The sequence below is a fragment of the Mucilaginibacter sp. genome, assembly GCF_028288205.1.
Classification (GTDB): Bacteria; Bacteroidota; Bacteroidia; order Sphingobacteriales; family Sphingobacteriaceae; genus Mucilaginibacter.
In genome coordinates, this window is the sequence record NZ_JAQBOD010000061.1 from 36,457 (window position 1) to 53,685 (window position 17,229).

The following is a 17,229-nucleotide window of genomic DNA, read 5'->3' on the forward strand; positions in this document are numbered from 1 at the left end:
TAAATTCACTCAATTACTCATTAACTGAGTTGTAATATTTCCTTTATATCCGCAATGATCTTGTTAGCTAAATTATTAGCTACCGTTTCTGAATTACCCTCAGAATAAATACGAATTATCGGCTCCGTATTAGACCGGCGCAAATGTACCCATTGTTTATCAAACTCTATTTTAAGCCCATCAATTGTTGAATGTGGCTGGTCTTTATATTTATCTTCTACCTTTAACAATAACGCGTCAATATCCATTTCAGGTGTAAGCGTTATCTTATTTTTCGAGATAAAATAATTAGGGTATGAACTGCGCAGCGTTGATATAGACTTGCCATATTTAGCCAAATGCGTTAAAAACAAAGCTATACCCACCAAAGCATCGCGGCCGTAATGCAATTCCGGATAAATCACCCCACCATTACCTTCGCCACCTATAACTGCGTTAACTTCCTTCATTTTATTAACCACGTTAACCTCGCCTACGGCGGCAGCATGATATTCGCCACTTGCCTGCTCTGTAACATCGCGCAAAGCACGGGTTGATGATAAGTTAGAAACCGTATTGCCTTTTTTATTTTTTAAGATATAATCGGCAACGGCAACCAAAGTATACTCTTCACCAAACATATTACCATCCTCGCAAACAAAACAAAGACGGTCAACATCCGGGTCTACGGCTATGCCTAAGCTGGCATTTTGGCTTAATACTTCTTTTGATAATGCTACCAAATTCTCAGGCAAAGGCTCCGGATTATGCGGAAACTCGCCATCAGGCTCGCAAAATAATTTATATACCGTTTTTACACCCAATGCCTCCAGCAATGCCGGTACAAATATGCCGCCTGTAGAGTTAACACAATCAATTACTACTTTAAAATTGGCTTTTGCTATAGCGCCCACATCAACCAATGGCAGGGCCAGTATCTGGTTAATATGTTTTTGCAGGTAGCTGTCGTCAAATTTAACCTTGCCTAAAGCATTAACTTCGGCGTAGTTAAAATCACTGCTTTCGGCAATTGCTAACACCTCTTCACCATCTGCACCACTAATAAATTCACCATCAGCATTTAATAGCTTCAAGGCGTTCCATTGTTTGGGATTATGGCTGGCGGTAAGTATAATACCTCCGGCAGCTTTCTCTAATGGTACAGCAATTTCAACCGTTGGGGTTGTAGACAAGCCAATATCAACTACATCAATACCTAAGCCCTGCAATGTACCGGTAACCAGATTATTCACCATGCTGCCCGAAATACGCGCGTCGCGGCCCAATACTATCTTGTTTATACCGGTTTTTTTAACAGCCCAGGCGCCATATGCCGAAGTGAATTTTACGATATCCACCGGCGTTAAACCCTCGCCGGCTGCACCGCCAATAGTGCCGCGTATACCCGAAATTGATTTTATTAAAGTCAAAATATCATCGAATTATTAACGGGGCAAAAGTAAGGATATTTAAGCAATATACTATCAGCCTCTAAATCTCCACTTGAAGGGAAGATTTTTTATTGACATTTAAAAGCCCTCTCTTCCGCGGAGTAAAAACAAAAAGATTATTTTACCAATCCGCCCTCTACCATTTCTTTCATCTTACCAAAAATAGCCTGCCAGTTTTGTTCGGAATGCTCTTTAGCTGCTTCGTCCTTAATATTTTCCTGGCCTATCTCAAGCGTGGTTATGCCATCTTTTTCTTTTAGGTCATAACTTACATTCTGATAATTTTCGGGTTTATCTTCTGTTCCGCCCATACTGCTCCAGTAACTGTATTTTACATAAGTACCCGGCGTTATTTCTAAAATAGTACCATGATCCTCATAAGCATGACCCTCCCACTCACCACTCCAGATGATTTGGCTGCCTTTTTTCCAGTCGGATTTTACATTTGTACCAAAAAAGTATTGTTTTACAATTACAGGGTTGGTTAATGCTTGCCAAACCTGGTCGGCCGGCGCGTTAACGGTGATGGATGTTTTTAAATTTAGGTTTGCCATGATTGCTTTAGTTAGTATATGTTAAACAGCTATTTATGTTATCTGTTTGCAAATAAACAACCGGCAATTGACAACCCTATGTCAGTAGGTTACAGCATTAAAGTTTCTTTGCAGTAGTTTTTCGGCGAGTTGCCGCACCCGGTCTTTAAGGCTATCGGGTGTAATAATTTCGGCCTGTTCGCCAAACATCATGTACCAACGGGCAAAACCCTCTAACGAGTTGGTTAAAAAAGTCATTTCAATGGTGTCGTCAACTTCCTTTTCTGATATAAAACCGCTATAATATTTTTGGTTCTCTAAAAATCCATGGATACACTTTTCAACAATAATAACTACAGCTTCCAGTTCTTTCTCCTTTGCAGTTTGTGCTATATACGCTTTTAAATCGGGGTGCTCATTGCTATAACACTCATCAGTAACTGTTAGATTTTTTATGCGGTCGATCCTAAAATCACGATAATCCTTTCTTAAACGGCAATAAGCTATCAGGTGCCAATAATTGGCTAAATAAAATATGCCGATAGGTTCAACATACCTTTTAGTATGTTCCTGGCTATGCCGGGCAAAATAATTAAGTGCTAAAACCTTTTTTTGAGCTATGCTATATAAAACAGTCTGAATATGATCATTAGCCGGCATTGCAGGTTGATTTACTGTTTTTAAAACCGCTATCCTGTCATCCATTCCTTCCAGCAGGTCCTTTTCGGTAGTTTTTAATATTGCCCTAACCTTGTACATAGCCGATTTGTACTGCGCCATGGTAGATGCATCCGTTAACTTCTCAACAAATTTTTCGGCAGTTAAAAACGCGGTGGCTTCTTCTTTGGTAAACATTACCGGCGGCAAGCGGTAGCCATCCATTATAGAATACCCAACCCCGGCCTCGCCAATTAAGGGGATGCCGGCTTCTTCAAGTGTTTTTATATCGCGGTAAACAGTGCGCAAACTAATGTTAAACCGTCCGGCAATATCAGCAGCCTTTACAACTCTGCGCGATTGTAATTGTATTAAAATAGCTGAGATGCGGTCAATGCGATTCATGTAGTTAAAGTATAAATTTTCAGGCAAACTATCGTAATTAATTGCAAATTATCTAAATACATTAATTAGGCCCACAGTTTTCTTTATATTGCCCTTATGTATAATCGCCGTAAGTTCATTAAAGTGTCGTCCATTAGTGCTTCGCTAACCGCATTATTTGCATCTGCTGCTGCCAGATCTGTTTTAAATATTCAACACGCAAATTATCCTATAGTTATCTCTACCTGGGATTTTGGTGTTGCAGCCAATAAAGAGGCCTGGAAAACACTGTCAAAAGGTGGCCGCGCACTGGATGCTGTTGAGGCCGGGGTAAAAATACCAGAGGCTGATCTGAAAAATCATAGTGTGGGCAGAGCAGGGTATCCTGATAGGGACGGGCACGTTACTTTGGATGCGTGTATAATGGATGAACAAGGCAATTGCGGTGCCGTAGCCGGCATGGAAGACATAGCGCACCCTATATCGGTAGCGCGCCTGGTAATGGAAAAAACTCCACACGTTTTATTGGTTGGCGATGGTGCCCGGCAATTTGCACTGGAGCAAGGTTTTAAATCAGAGAAATTATTAACGCCCGAATCTGAAAAAGCATGGAAGGACTGGCTTAAAAAGGCCGAATATAAGCCGGTTATGAATAGTGAAAACCAAATGCCCGGCGGTAAATACAACCATGATACTATTGGTATGCTGGCCATTGATGCCAAAGGAAATATATGCGGCGCCTGTACTACCAGCGGCATGGCCTTTAAGCTGCGCGGCCGTGTTGGCGACAGCCCTATAATTGGCGCGGGCCTGTATATTGATAATGAGGTTGGCGGCGCAACATCAACCGGGGTTGGCGAAGAGGTTATACGTAATGTAGGCAGCTTTTTGGTAGTTGAACTGATGCGCCAGGGTTATTCGCCGCAGGATGCATGTAAAGAAGCGGTTAGGCGTATCATCAAAAAGAAACCCGAAGCTGCTAAGAAAATACAAGTTGGTTTTTTAGCCATAAATAAAAAGGGCCAGTATGGTGCTTATGCTATTCAAAAAGGATTTACGTTTGCTGTTTGCGATTCAAAAAATCAGGATCTGGTTATTCCTGGTAAAAGTTTTTATTGAAAAAGCCCGCTATTGCAAACATTTTCCTTATAACCTATATTTACACTCAATTAGCCCCTGTTATTAATTATGATCTCCCTCGAGATTTGCGCCAGTTCCATTACTTCGGCTTTAGCGGCGCAGGAAGGGGGCGCTATAAGAGTTGAGCTATGCGATAATTTATATGATGGGGGAACAACGCCATCGCCCGGACAAATATTAACAGCCCGAAAATTATTAAAAATTAAACTGTATGTGCTGATACGCCCGCGTGGCAGCGATTTTTTATACAACGATATTGAATTTGAAACCATGCTTGCTGATGTAAAATATTGCATTGAAGCGGGCTGCGACGGTATTGTAACAGGTATATTAAAAGCTGATGGATCAATAGATAAGAAGCGTTGTACACAACTGGTACAATTAGCTAAACAGGCAGGATTAGGCGCTACATTTCACCGGGCGTTTGATATGTGTGCCGATCAGTTCAGGGCGATGGAGGATATTATTGAGGTAGGATTTGAACGTATTTTAACTTCTGGCGGAAAGAGTACAGCGATAGAGGGATCGCGCACCATAAGTGAACTGGTTAAAAAAGCCAACGGGCGGATAACCATTATGGCCGGCAGCGGCATAACCGAAATAAACGTTGCCGACCTTATTATATTTACCGATGTAAATGAAATACACGCTACTTTGTTAACCCGGGTAAAAAGCAAAATGCAATACATCAATGACCGTATAGTTATGGGCAGCAGCTATGGCGATGAGTATTCTTTTGATACCACCAGTGCCGAGCGAGTAAGAAATGTACTGAAAAAGGCAAACGCGGGGGTGTAGTATAGCTACAACGATATACTCCCGGCTATGCCCTTATAAAAACTTCATATAAAATTTACAATTACTTAGAAGCTGTTCAAGTTTCATATATGAATAACAAATAAAGCGTCATTGCTTCGTTCCTCAATGACGCCCTGTTATTGTTTTTAAACAGATTCTTATAAGTAATAATAAAAGTATTTTCAGAAAAAAGTAACCGGCAACACCAATTCAATACGATTTCGCCCGGTGCCGCCAAACAGATCGTTATCCAGCAAACGGCTGTATCTTATACCAAAAGTTAACTGTTGCTGGTTGAACCACTTAGTATCAAAAAACACCTCGCCCCCGGTTGAACGGAAGTCGCCTTTAAACACCGTACCGTTGGTATAAAAGTCTGTGGCATGGGTATAGTCATAAAACATATTGCCCCTTATCCGCAAAAAATAAATGGTATTGGCTACACCTGCATCCGGGTATATTATCGGGAAATGATAATTAACCCCGACCTTATTCATGTTATGCAAATTCTGGGCAGTATAACCCCGCGAAAAAGGGAAATTATTAGAAAAATCAACCACATTATCCGCACCTTTTTGCTGATGCGCTGCATTGATAACCAGGTTATGGTTAACCAATATCCCCGGCAAATAAAACGTACCCGATGCCAGGAACTGGTTGGCGTTTGTACCCGTTATGGCTGTTTTATAATTTAAGCTGATGGTTTCGCCCAACCGGGGGTAAATATTCTTTTTTGCCTGCTGTATGTGGTTAGAGAAAGTGACATAATTATTTAGGTAGGTATAATTTCTGTCATTAAACAGACTTCTATAGGCCTGCTGAAATGTGCTTTGTTTATAATAAATATCACTGCCAATACTTAAGCCCGTAAATTGTTTGCCGCTGCTAAAATTTAAAGGCAGTTGTAAGCCGGCGTGTATATCGCTTTCGTTCCAGTATATGTTGCTGCCTTTGTAATACCCTCGTCTGTCTAAAATATAATCAACCCCGCCTGATATATAAGGGAACAATGCGCCATATACGGCATTAAAGCCAAACTGCTTATACCCCTCGTTACGGTTATAATTAAAAGACAATTCAGATTGAAACGTATTTAACACATTCTCGCCCACTAACGAAAACTTATAATTAGGGTCATTAAAATTTGGTATTAAACTATGAAAGTTGAACAGGTGATAGCCCTTATTATAATTAGTTACAGGAAGCGGCTTATCTGTAATTGTCGCCAGCAGACCTGTTGACGAATCTCTTTTTAATGCTGATATTTTAAAATCAGGTAATCCTCCGCCCATCTTATTACCCGGCAATATAGTCCAGTTGGCGGCACTATTATTAGCTTGCTGTAATTTATAGCCATAAGCCGTAAACTCCACCCAGGCCAGCTTATTATGGGTAATAGCGGGTTGGTATTTGTTTATTGCTCCGGGCAATTGTTGCAGTCCCAACAGTTTGCCTGTGCCTGCAACTACCGCAAATAAACGGTCATTAATACCAGCGGTTGCCGAAAAATAAATGGTGTCGCCATGAACTGCCGGAAAGGATATAGGCTGATAAGAGAACGGCAGCAAATACCTTGCTTTGCCTGTTTTTATATCAATTATTGCCAAACTCATTTTCCCATCAGTATTTCGCACTGCTGATACCAGTTGGGCATTCCCATAAAATTTGGGGTAAGTATAAAACAGGTTGGTGCTATTTGGTACTATCGATAAAACCTTACCATCATTCGCACTTAATATATGCAACATATTCTTACCTGTCGGGCTAACCTGTACCGCAACTACCTGTGTAGCATCGTTATTAAATGCCGGCGAAAAATACTTGGTATGCTTTGTTAGACGATGCTCTTCGCCAGTATTAATATCTAAAACCTGCAATTCGCTATAGTCACGATAGCTCCAGCGCTTATCGGGGTGATATGTGGCATAAACAACTTTACCGTTATGATAATCAAAGTAATTATCTATGGATACAGACCGTACACCAACCTTTTTTTCGTGCCCATTTGTATTTAGCACAAACTGCGGTAAATACTCGTAGGTGCTTTTCATGTAAATCAGGGTGCTGTCATTTACATAGGCCGGATATTCCCGGCTGGCTATAAAATGCTGCGTTTTATTAATAAGTGATTGAGTGGATGAGTGATTGAGTGAATCAGCGGTGTATTGATCCTTAAAATAGTTAAATCCATCATTTCTGAACTGTGCAAAACTCTCGCCCGAATATTTTCTGATCGCTTTTTGTAAAGGATAAAATAAACCATTAAAAGCCGCGGCATCATGTGTTACTTTTTTCCAAAAATCATCCCCATACTTTTCGCGCCCATACGCCACCATCATATATCCCATGGGGTACCAATCGGGTATATAATCGCGATACGAGCCATTGCGCAGCTTCATCCAGCTATAATCCTTCCCGGCATCCCACAAAGCCCGATAACCATTAAAAAAATAAGGCAACCGCCCCCTGCCCTGTTGACTTACATGGGTTTCGTTAAAAACAGCATCACCCTCAAAGAACCAGTTGGGTATGGCAATACCGTTACCAAATGCCTGCCCGCCCTCGCCAAACAGTACCCGCAACGCTTTAGACAGGCCCACATTAAAATTATTGTATTGCTGCACGTGCCTAAACTCATGTATAGCTAACTGATCTGTCCATGGCAGGCTGCCAATTTCAAAACTATTCTGACCGGGAGTTAAATAAAACTCGCTTCTAAAGGGTGCCAAACCCACATACGCGTTAGATATAATGGTTTGGTTTTGCAGTAAAATACTTATCTGCCGCTGTTTATAACCAATTGTTGGCTGTATTGCGTGGTTCATTTGCTGAACAATATCAGCAACCCTTAGCCCTGCACTATCCAATCCGGCAGGGAAAACTACTTTGGCCGCCGGCGTGTTTACCTGCTTCCACTTTATGGATGGCGGGTTACCGCCAAATTGCTGCGCCATTGTTGTAGTAGTGGCAGTAATGAGCAGCAGTAAAAGTATAGTGCTTAATATATTTTTGTCCTTAATCTTTAGCATTAGCGTGAAAGTACTGCAAATAAACAACCAAATAACGCAATTCACAATATCATGACACACCATCAGCCAAAACTCCATACATTTGCCGCTTGTTAACAATACACAATGGCTAAAGTTTCTATTAACCTGGCAACAGGCTCTATACAAAAAGAAGAACTGATAGTAGGGATTGACCTGGGTACTACCAACTCGTTAGTGGCCTTTATTAATCAGGATAAAGACGCGCAGGTTATTAATGATACCGGCAAAGGTGTTTTAGTGCCCTCTATTGTACACTTTGGCCCAACCGGCGATGTTACGGTGGGTAATGAAGCAAAAGAGTTTTTAATTAACGACCCGCAAAACACCATATTTTCTGTTAAACGTTTATTGGGCCGCAGCTATAAAGACATTGAAAATTATAAAGATTTCTTCTCGTACAAAGTTATTGACGATGACAGCGAAAGCCTGGTAAAAATAAAAGTAGGCGATAAATTTTATACACCTATTGAACTTTCGGGCCTGATATTAAAAGAATTAAAGGCACGTGCCGAGCACGCTTTAAAAACCCCTGTTAACCGTGCGGTTATTACCGTTCCGGCTTATTTTAACGACTCACAGCGCCAGGCCACCCGCGACGCAGGTAAACTTGCCGGCCTGGATGTTTTGCGCATTGTGAACGAGCCTACGGCTGCCAGTTTAGCTTATGGCATCGGCTTAAATCCTGAAGAAACCAAAACCATTGCGGTTTATGATCTGGGGGGCGGTACGTTTGATGTATCTATTCTGCAAATACAAAACGGAATTTTTGAGGTGCTGTCAACCAATGGCGACACTTTTTTGGGTGGCGATGATTTTGACCGGGCTATTGTTGAATACTGGATAGAAAAAAACCAATTAAACAAAGCCGAACTGGTAGCTAACCATGAGTTGGCTCAGAAGCTACGTTTAAAAGCAGAAGAAGCTAAAAAAGCATTCTCCCATCAAAGCTTGTTTAACGAAAAGATTGGCGATATATGGTGCACGCTCGACCGCAATACCTTTGAACAACTTATACTACCTAAAGTACAGCAAACCATTACGGCCTGCGAAAACGCTTTAAGGGATTCCAAACTAACTATTAACCAAATTGATGAGGTGGTGATGGTTGGCGGCTCTACACGCACCGCGTTGGTTAAAAAAATGGTGGCTGACTTTTTTAAGCGCCCCGTACATGATGAAGTTAACCCGGATGAGGTTGTTGCTTTGGGCGCTGCTATTCAGGCTGATATTTTAGCCGGTAACCGTAAAGATATTTTATTGCTGGATGTTACCCCGCTGTCATTAGGTATTGAAACTATGGGTGGATTGATGGATGTAATTATCCCGCGCAACTCTAAAGTACCAACCAAAGCAGGCAGGCAATATACTACATCGAAAGATGGACAGGTAAATATGAAAATTGCTGTTTACCAGGGCGAGCGCGACCTGATAAAGGAAAACCGTAAGCTGGCAGAGTTTGAATTGAAAGGCATACCATCTATGCCGGCTGGTTTCCCTAAGGTGGATATTAATTTTTTGCTTAACGCAGATGGTATATTGAAAATACAGGCGGTCGAGCTACGATCAGGCGTTAAACAGGAGGTTGAAGTTAAACCTACTTACGGCATTACCGATGACCAGGTGGAGCAAATGCTGATGGACAGCATTACCCATGCAAAAGACGATGTAAACCAGCGTATGCTAATAGAGGCCCGTACCGAGGGTGAACAAATGGTTTATACCGTTGAGCGTTTTATACAGAAAAATGGCAGCTATTTATCGGCAGATGAACTGGCCGAAACCAATAATTATATAGCTTCGCTAAAAGCTGTTTTAGCCAATGGCGACAAAGATGCGATATTGAAAAAAATAGACGAGGTTAACGAGTTTACCCGCCCCTTTGCCGAGCGCCTGATGGACCAGGCCATAAGCCATGCCATGAAGGGGAAGAGTATAGAATAGACCTATTTTTAATAAGAAAGGCTTTAAGGTAAAAGGATAAAGGTAAAAGGTGTTGTACTTCAGGTGCAATGCTTTTTTATTTTAAAAACGGCCAATAAAAAAAGCGGGCTGTCACTCTGAGCCCGTCGAAGAGTCGTGCGTAAAGGCCTTTGCCCGCCATGGTTCGACGGGCTCATCATGACACCCAGGCTAACACTTCACCGTTTTCTTCTTTTTCCCTAAGCTACCCCTGGCTTTTGCTTTACCTATATAATCTATCGCTTCGGGTACTTTACAGGCTGTCCCTTCCTTAATTACAGTTACCGGGCCTATCCTCTTTGCAATGGCAACCGCGTCATCTGTTAAGGATGTCACGTAGCTCCCAACCGCAATAATAAACCCATTCATAACAGAACGTACACGGTTTGGTGAAGTATGGATGCTTTTTTCTATTCGTTCTAATAAGACCTTTAACGAATTTATATCTAATTCACTATCCGGTTTCAGGGCAACTACATTGCTCAATGTTGACCAGCCCGCCGTCGCAATGTATTCTTCGCTGCTCTCTGTCCATTCCAAAGCCAATTCATATCCATAATTACTTTCGGCAGCTACCCAGGGCACGGTATACCCGTTAATATTATCTGATACTGCTGCCTTTACCCAGTTTTGCAGATCAGCTTTAGTCATGCGCTTATCGTCGGCTATTAATCCGGCAAGGTACATGGCATCGGCGTTGCCGGTAGCATACAGATCTTTGGCAAGCTGGTAATCTGTTTTAATTTTTTTTTGGATGGTTTTTAGATGTTCTACTTTAACACCAAAAAAAGGTTCTTTTACGCCATGCTTGAGCAATACTTTTTTAATGCTGTCACTGCCGTTTGCCTGCAGATCGGCCATTATATCATTTACTGTCATGATGGTTTCGTAGTTGAATACGCTGTCTACAGTAAAAATAACATAAAACCGACAAATAAAAAAGACCCATTCGGAGCCTTTTTATTGTGCTTTAAGTGCTTCTTGTTCTTTTAAAGCGGTGATATTGTTTTTATCGCTGAAAGTATTTGTCTGGTTGGCAAAGTCTTCCAGCAAGCCCGCTATTGTATCTAAATTATCTGCTACACGTTGGTGCATATCGGGCAGGTCCTTTTCCAATCTCTTATCACCCAATTCCATATTATCAACTTCAATTTTACTTATTTTTTGAATAATTGCCTGCTGGCTATTTTTTAGGTCTTCTAATTCATGGACAATCTTTTCCATTAGTCCAAACTTTTTTAAAGTATCCATAATGTGTTTTTTTAATTAGTTAATGAATAAGTATAACCCTGCTAATATCATTTTGTTTATTATTTGGACATATCATTTATAACTAATAATTTAGTTTTATGAAAACCCTACTATCTGCCACATTTCTATTATTAGTATTATTAACCAATTTGTTTGCGCAAAGCAGAAGGGCTGATGACGCTCTTCTGCTCGACTATTACCAGGGCCAGCACTTTGCCGATGCTCTTACCTATCTTAAAGGTGTTTACCCCGAACCTGTAAACGATGCAAGAGAATTATCGCGCCTGGCTTATACTTCTAACATGGCAGGTATGCTGCCTGATGCAGAGAGCTATTATCAGCGCATTTATGATAAAGATTCTACCAATCAATCGGTACTATATAACATAGCTGTTATTAACCAGCGCAGGGGGAACAACACAAAAGCTGAATTTTATTATAGGAAACTGATAGTTTTAGATAGCAACAACTTTAGTGTTAACAAACGGCTGGCGCAGATATACCATGATAAGCTTGATATTAAAAATGAAGTTTATTATTTACAACGGTCCAATATTATTAACCCAACGGATGCCGACCTGGCATCGGACCTTAGCGACGCCTACATTGTACAAAAGCAATTCCCGAAGGCAGAGAAGGTTTTGAAGGTTGCTATTGCTGCCGATCCGGAAAATATTATTTTACAACAAAGCCTGTTAAAATTGAGCTATGCCGAAAAAAACTGGCGCGAAACCGTTAGAACCGGCGAACAGCTATTATTGGTTGGCGATAGTTCGGCTTCAACCACATCAAAATTAGGGCGTGCCTATTACGAAACAAAAAATTACCAGTGCGGGATAACGGCTTTGTTGTCTATACAAGAGAGCTACCAAACTGAAAACTCAGTTTATTATACCGCTGCTTGTTATAAGCAGTTGAAAGATCAAAAAAACGCCATCTTCTATTTTAATAAGGCTATTTTTTTAAGTATATCACCAAGTACCGGTACCTATTATAATGAAATAGCCGATAGCTATGAAACCCTGAAACAGTTTAAAAAAGCGCAAGGATCATACGAAAAAGGATTACTCTATGATGATAAGCCAATAACTTATTATTTTTTGGCGATAATGTATGATACGGAACTAAAGGACAAAAAAGGTGCGCTTAAATACTATAAAAAGTTCCTTGCAGCAAAACCCGATAAAACACAACAAAGCTATATTGATTACAGCACCGCACGCATTGGTATATTGTCGATGAAGTAGTATGTTTGGATAAATATTTATATCCATGGCTATACTCAGATCCTTATCTTTATTTATACTGGCGGGCCTATGCGAAATAGGTGGTGGCTACCTGGTATGGCTATGCCTTAAAGAAGAAAAACCTTTATGGTACGGCATAGTTGGCGGCGCTGTATTGGTATTATATGGTGTAATAGCTACCTGGCAAACCGCCAATTTTGGTCGGGTTTATGCCGCATACGGTGGCATATTTATTATAATGGCGCTGATATGGGCATGGAAAGTGGATGGCTTCAGACCCGATAAATATGATATTATTGGCGCACTTATAGCAGTATTGGGTGCCTGCATCATTATTTACATGCCAAGGAAATAATTACCGTTGCATCAACCTCGCCACATACTTCCCTATAATATCGAACTCCAAATTAACTACAGAGCCTTTACGTACATTATGCAAATTGGTATGCTCAAAAGTATAAGGTATTATAGCGACAGAAAAACTGTTAGCCTGCGAGTTTACCACAGTAAGACTGATACCGTTAACACATATCGAACCTTTTTCAACAGTGATATTGCCGGGTGCCGCATCATATTCGAAAGTATATTCCCAACTGCCGTCTAATTCTTTAAACGCTGTACAAACCGCGGTTTGGTCTACATGGCCCTGTACAATGTGGCCATCAAGGCGTGCATTCATTTGCATACAGCGCTCCAGGTTAACCGGCTCGCCTGTTTTTAAATGGCCCAGGCTTGTTTTATTTAAAGTTTCTTCAATAGCAGTAACAACGTGCCTGCCATCGGCTACGGCAACTACGGTTAAGCATACGCCGTTATGCGCAACGGATTGATCTATCTTTAATTCGTTTGATATAACCGATTCAACTGTAATATGCAAATTACCCTGCTCATGCCGCAGACCGGTTATTTTACCTAATGTTTCTATTATTCCTGTAAACATATGTGCCCTAACCCCCTAAAGGGAAGTTTTTGAAAAGCAAAACTAATTATATTACTTTTAGTTTTATCATAAAGCACCTCCATGTCTAAACAAAGCGCCGGAATTTTACTGTACCGCAACATTAATAAGCATTTGGAGGTCTTCCTGGTGCATCCGGGCGGTCCGTTCTTTAAAAATAAGGACGAGGGTGTATGGTCCATCCCTAAAGGCGAGTTTTTGGATGATGAAGATACTTTGGCGGCTGCTAAACGAGAATTCCTGGAAGAAACCGGGCAGGCAGTAGAGGGCAATTTTATTAAGCTAAATCCGGTAAAATTAAAAAGCGGCAAATCCGTCCACGTGTGGGCAGTTGAGGGTGATATAGATCATGAAACCATTGTAAGCAACCTGTTCGAAATGGAATGGCCGCCGCGGTCGGGCAAAAAAGCAAGTTTTGCAGAAATTGACCGGGCAGGTTGGTTTGAAACCGATGAGGCTAAAATAAAACTAAACCCGGCGCAGTCAACTTTTATTGAAGAATTAGAATCGCTTGTTTAAAAGCTCTTCCTGTTCTTCTTCCAATTAGAAGCTTCACCAAAAATTTCAGTAACGGTGGGTTTGCCTGCGCTTAATAACTGCTCCATTACCAACGCGGCAATTAATGCTTCGTCTTCATTACCGGTTTGCAGCACTTCGGGGGTAAAATATTTTTTAACAAAATGCGTATCAAAGTTGCCTGATGTAAACGCCTCATGCTGCATTACAAACCTGCCAAAACCCAATGTGGTAGTTATTCCCGTTATTTGGTATTCGTTTATAGCACGCAACATACGTTCTATGGCTTCTGTCCTGTCTTTACCATAGGCAATAAGCTTGGCTATCATGGGGTCATAATAGATGGGTATTTCCATGCCCTGTTCAAAACCATCATCAACACGTATGCCGGGGCCTTTTGGCGTAACATAGGTTTGTAATATACCAATATCAGGTAAAAAATTATTGGCAGGGTCCTCTGCATAAACACGCAACTCTACCGCGTGGCCGTTTATTTCAAGATCCTCTTGCCTAAAGCTGATGGCTTCTCCCCTTGCAATGCGTATTTGTTCTTTTACCAGGTCTATCCCGGTTATTAGTTCTGTTACCGGGTGCTCTACCTGCAAGCGGGTATTCATTTCTAAGAAATAAAAATTCAGCTGTTCGTCCATTATAAACTCGACCGTACCGGCACCTGTATAGTTAACAGATCGTGCTACATCTACCGCGCATTTTCCCATTGCCTCGCGTATCCGCGGAGTTAGTACAGACGACGGCGCTTCCTCTATCACCTTTTGATGGCGGCGCTGTACCGAGCAATCCCGCTCGAACAGATGCACTATATTGCCATGTGTATCGCCCAAAACTTGTATCTCGATATGCTTGGGCGATGATACGTAACGCTCAATAAACACCGATCCATCGCCAAATGCTGATGTAGCTTCTGATACCGCTAATTGCATCTGCTCTTCAAAATCTTCCGCGGCATCAACAATACGCATACCCTTACCACCACCGCCCGCGGCTGCTTTTATCAGGATTGGAAATCCTACCTCAATAGCCTGCTGTTTGGCTTCGTTAACATCTGTTATAGCTTCCTCAGTGCCCGGAACCATGGGGATATCATATCTCATTGCGGCGGCTTTGGCCGATAGTTTATTACCCATTACTTCCATAGCCTCCGGCGATGGACCAATTAATATGAGTCCGGCTTCGCGCACCTGCCTTGCAAAAGCCGCGTTCTCGCTTAAAAAACCATAACCGGGGTGTATGCCTTCGGCACCGGTTTGGCGGCAAGCGGCAATTATTTTATCCCCAACTAAATAAGATTGATTGGATGGAGCCTCGCCAATATATACTGCTTCATCAGCATAGCGCACATGCAGGGCATTACGGTCGGCAGCCGAATAAACGGCCACTGTTTTTATCCCCATTTCGCGCGCGGAGCGCATTACTCTTAAAGCAATTTCGCCCCGGTTGGCAATCAGTATTTTTTGCATACCTAACAAATGTAATAGATTTGTTTAAAGGTTAATAATAAGATATTGGCAGGTCAGGGCTGACATATTAAAAAAAATCCACCATCCTAACCCTCTTTACCGCTTGCGGAAGAGAGGGTGATCGAGCGACTTAGCGATGATCGGGTGAGTACTAATAAAGCGATATCACCGCCAGTGCACGGTGGCGATTACTCACCCCGACTACGCTACGCTCGCCGGCCCTCTCTTCGCTGCGCGGAAAGAGGGCAAAGAAATTTTAATGTGTCTGCACTATTGGCAGGTCAGGCATTATAAAAAAAGCCCGTCTTACATTTGCAGGACGGGCTTTTTATGTTTTTAATTTGTTACGGCTTTTTATCCGGAGACGGAGCGCCACCAGCGCCAGGACCGCTTTGCACACCGGGACCACCAGGTCCGGGACCCGGGCCACCGCCACGTTTTGGCCATGTAGCTGCCTCCAGATGGGCAACACCACGATGACAAGTATAGCAGTTTACGCTGCTTAGTTTCATCATGTTTAAAGAATCCTTTTCAGCTTTAAAATATTTTTTATTCAGTTTAGCCGCCATTAAATACATTTTGCGGGCCATTAATTTTTCAGGTTTTGCATCGCTCGGGAAATCTGTTTTCTTAGTTTCTTCGTTACGTGCATGGCAAAAGCCACACTTAACACCTAATGATGATGCCCACTGACCCATAATACGATCAAGATCTTTATGAGAAATATTTTTTGGTAATACTTTAAGATTTACGGCCTTTTCGTTTTCTTCTTTTGGGGCCTGTTGTATCAATGTCATTGAGGCCAGAAGCATAGCTCCCGAAAGCAAGCATACAGGTATTAATAATTTGGGGTTGAAACGCATAATTGTCATGATTAAGTCATCGAAAATAGTTGATTATTTTTAATGTTGCAACAATTATTTTTCAATTTTATTAATCAGCTGCTCACTCCTATTCCATAACTGGTTTCGGGCATTAACATTATTAGCAACAGCTGCGGGTTTAGTTACTTTTTTCTTATTAAAATACTTGCCGCTTTTCGATTCTATTTTTGCTTCTGTAGCTAAATAAATAGTAGTTTCCGCCCCTTTTTCCGGGGTGATCATAAACGGCCCCGCCAGCCATATTAACGCTTTGCCAAAGCCCGAAAGTTGGGCGCCAAAGCTGGTTTTAACAATACCCGGATGCAGTGCATAAGCCGTAATGCCTTTATCGGCATATTTTTCTGCTAATGATTTGGTGAAATAGATATTGAATAGTTTAGCGGTTCCATAGGCCCGCATAGCCGAATAGCCTTCCTGCTTTTGCAGGTTATCAAAATCGGGCCTGCCCATTTTATGCGCGTCTGAACTTAGATTGATAATACGCGCGTGCCCTTTCTCTAACAACGGCATTAAACGCGTGGTTAGTAAAAAATGCCCCAAATGATTTAGGGCGAAGGTCATTTCATAACCATCTTTACTCAATTCATATTTATTAAATATGCCCCCTGCGTTATTGATGAGTACATTTATGTTAAAGAGTTTTGCATTCAGCTCATCCGCGGCAGCGGCAACGCTTGCAAGGTCAGACAGATCGCACTTTACTACAAAAATATCCTTGTTACCTGTTTCTTTAATAAGCCTTTCTTTTAGCTCCTCACCTTTCTGCACATTCCGCACCAATAGATATAAGGCATGCCCTTTCTTGGCCAGCGCTAAGGCAGTAGCCTCTCCTATTCCGGATGTTGCACCGGTTAATACTGTAGTTTTTGTAGCCATGATGTTAATTTATGTTAAAGAAATGGATATGCAGGTAATTATTTAAAATAAATTTGGATAATTACGAA

At 41.6% G+C, this 17,229-nt stretch carries 16 protein-coding genes; 6 read left to right on the top strand and 10 right to left on the bottom strand.

Annotated features, from left to right (window positions below):
- Positions 1–20: 20 nt before the first annotated feature.
- From glmM to JWR23_RS15555, 3 genes are all read right to left on the bottom strand, one after another.
- Complete coding sequence (gene glmM / locus JWR23_RS15545) at positions 21–1,409, bottom strand: phosphoglucosamine mutase (RefSeq protein WP_299517163.1); 1,389 nt, start codon at positions 1,407–1,409, stop codon at positions 21–23.
- Positions 1,410–1,546: 137 nt separating this feature from the next.
- Positions 1,547–1,984: an SRPBCC family protein gene (locus tag JWR23_RS15550; RefSeq protein ID WP_299517164.1), complete on the bottom strand. Its 438-nt coding sequence runs from the start codon at positions 1,982–1,984 to the stop codon at positions 1,547–1,549.
- 81 nt (positions 1,985–2,065) lie between these two features.
- Entirely contained in the window at positions 2,066–3,025 is a 960-nt protein-coding gene (locus JWR23_RS15555; protein ID WP_299517165.1) for a YafY family protein, read from the bottom strand.
- 96 nt (positions 3,026–3,121) lie between these two features.
- Here JWR23_RS15555 and JWR23_RS15560 point away from each other — a divergent pair, with 96 nt between their 5' ends.
- On the top strand, positions 3,122–4,123 hold the full coding sequence (locus JWR23_RS15560) for a N(4)-(beta-N-acetylglucosaminyl)-L-asparaginase (protein WP_299517166.1): 1,002 nt from the start codon (positions 3,122–3,124) through the stop codon (positions 4,121–4,123).
- 69 nt (positions 4,124–4,192) lie between these two features.
- Positions 4,193–4,942: a copper homeostasis protein CutC gene (locus tag JWR23_RS15565; RefSeq protein WP_299517167.1), complete on the top strand. Its 750-nt coding sequence runs from the start codon at positions 4,193–4,195 to the stop codon at positions 4,940–4,942.
- A 182-nt stretch (positions 4,943–5,124) separates the two neighbouring features.
- On the opposite strand, the gene JWR23_RS15570 is transcribed toward JWR23_RS15565, so the two are convergent.
- Positions 5,125–7,971 (bottom strand): hypothetical protein, encoded by a 2,847-nt coding sequence (locus JWR23_RS15570; protein WP_299517168.1) that lies wholly within the window; start codon positions 7,969–7,971, stop codon positions 5,125–5,127.
- A gap of 105 nt (positions 7,972–8,076) precedes the next feature.
- On the opposite strand from JWR23_RS15570, the gene hscA reads away from it, so the two are divergent.
- Positions 8,077–9,933, top strand: coding sequence for a Fe-S protein assembly chaperone HscA (gene hscA / locus JWR23_RS15575; RefSeq protein WP_299517170.1), 1,857 nt, complete (start codon positions 8,077–8,079; stop codon positions 9,931–9,933).
- Between the two features lie 189 nt (positions 9,934–10,122).
- Here the strand turns inward: hscA and JWR23_RS15580 are convergent, their stop codons facing one another.
- Both JWR23_RS15580 and JWR23_RS15585 read right to left on the bottom strand, forming a co-directional pair.
- On the bottom strand, positions 10,123–10,830 hold the full coding sequence (locus JWR23_RS15580; protein WP_299517172.1) for a DNA alkylation repair protein: 708 nt from the start codon (positions 10,828–10,830) through the stop codon (positions 10,123–10,125).
- A gap of 81 nt (positions 10,831–10,911) precedes the next feature.
- The gene (locus JWR23_RS15585) at positions 10,912–11,202 is read right to left on the bottom strand and encodes a hypothetical protein (RefSeq protein ID WP_299517173.1); all 291 of its coding nucleotides are present in this window, start codon (positions 11,200–11,202) and stop codon (positions 10,912–10,914) included.
- 98 nt (positions 11,203–11,300) lie between these two features.
- On the opposite strand from JWR23_RS15585, the gene JWR23_RS15590 reads away from it, so the two are divergent.
- On the top strand, positions 11,301–12,449 hold the full coding sequence (locus JWR23_RS15590) for a tetratricopeptide repeat protein (RefSeq protein ID WP_299517175.1): 1,149 nt from the start codon (positions 11,301–11,303) through the stop codon (positions 12,447–12,449).
- A 25-nt stretch (positions 12,450–12,474) separates the two neighbouring features.
- Entirely contained in the window at positions 12,475–12,804 is a 330-nt protein-coding gene (locus JWR23_RS15595) for a YnfA family protein (protein ID WP_366143539.1), read from the top strand.
- On the opposite strand, the gene JWR23_RS15600 is transcribed toward JWR23_RS15595, so the two are convergent.
- A complete protein-coding gene (locus JWR23_RS15600) occupies positions 12,805–13,389 on the bottom strand; it encodes a riboflavin synthase (RefSeq protein ID WP_299517177.1) in 585 nt (194 codons plus the stop codon).
- A gap of 81 nt (positions 13,390–13,470) precedes the next feature.
- On the opposite strand from JWR23_RS15600, the gene JWR23_RS15605 reads away from it, so the two are divergent.
- Positions 13,471–13,926 carry an NUDIX domain-containing protein gene (locus tag JWR23_RS15605; RefSeq protein ID WP_299517179.1) on the top strand — a complete coding sequence of 152 codons (456 nt, stop codon included), beginning with the start codon at positions 13,471–13,473 and terminating at the stop codon, positions 13,924–13,926.
- Here JWR23_RS15605 and accC read toward each other — a convergent pair.
- From accC to JWR23_RS15620, 3 genes are all read right to left on the bottom strand, one after another.
- Positions 13,923–15,401, bottom strand: a complete 1,479-nt coding sequence (accC, locus tag JWR23_RS15610; protein WP_299517180.1) for an acetyl-CoA carboxylase biotin carboxylase subunit — start codon at positions 15,399–15,401, stop codon at positions 13,923–13,925. The genes JWR23_RS15605 and accC overlap by 4 nt on opposite strands.
- Positions 15,402–15,745: 344 nt before the next feature.
- Positions 15,746–16,264, bottom strand: a complete 519-nt coding sequence (locus JWR23_RS15615) for a c-type cytochrome (RefSeq protein WP_299517181.1) — start codon at positions 16,262–16,264, stop codon at positions 15,746–15,748.
- Between the two features lie 54 nt (positions 16,265–16,318).
- The gene (locus JWR23_RS15620) at positions 16,319–17,161 is read right to left on the bottom strand and encodes an SDR family oxidoreductase (RefSeq protein ID WP_299517182.1); all 843 of its coding nucleotides are present in this window, start codon (positions 17,159–17,161) and stop codon (positions 16,319–16,321) included.
- Positions 17,162–17,229: the final 68 nt, after the last annotated feature.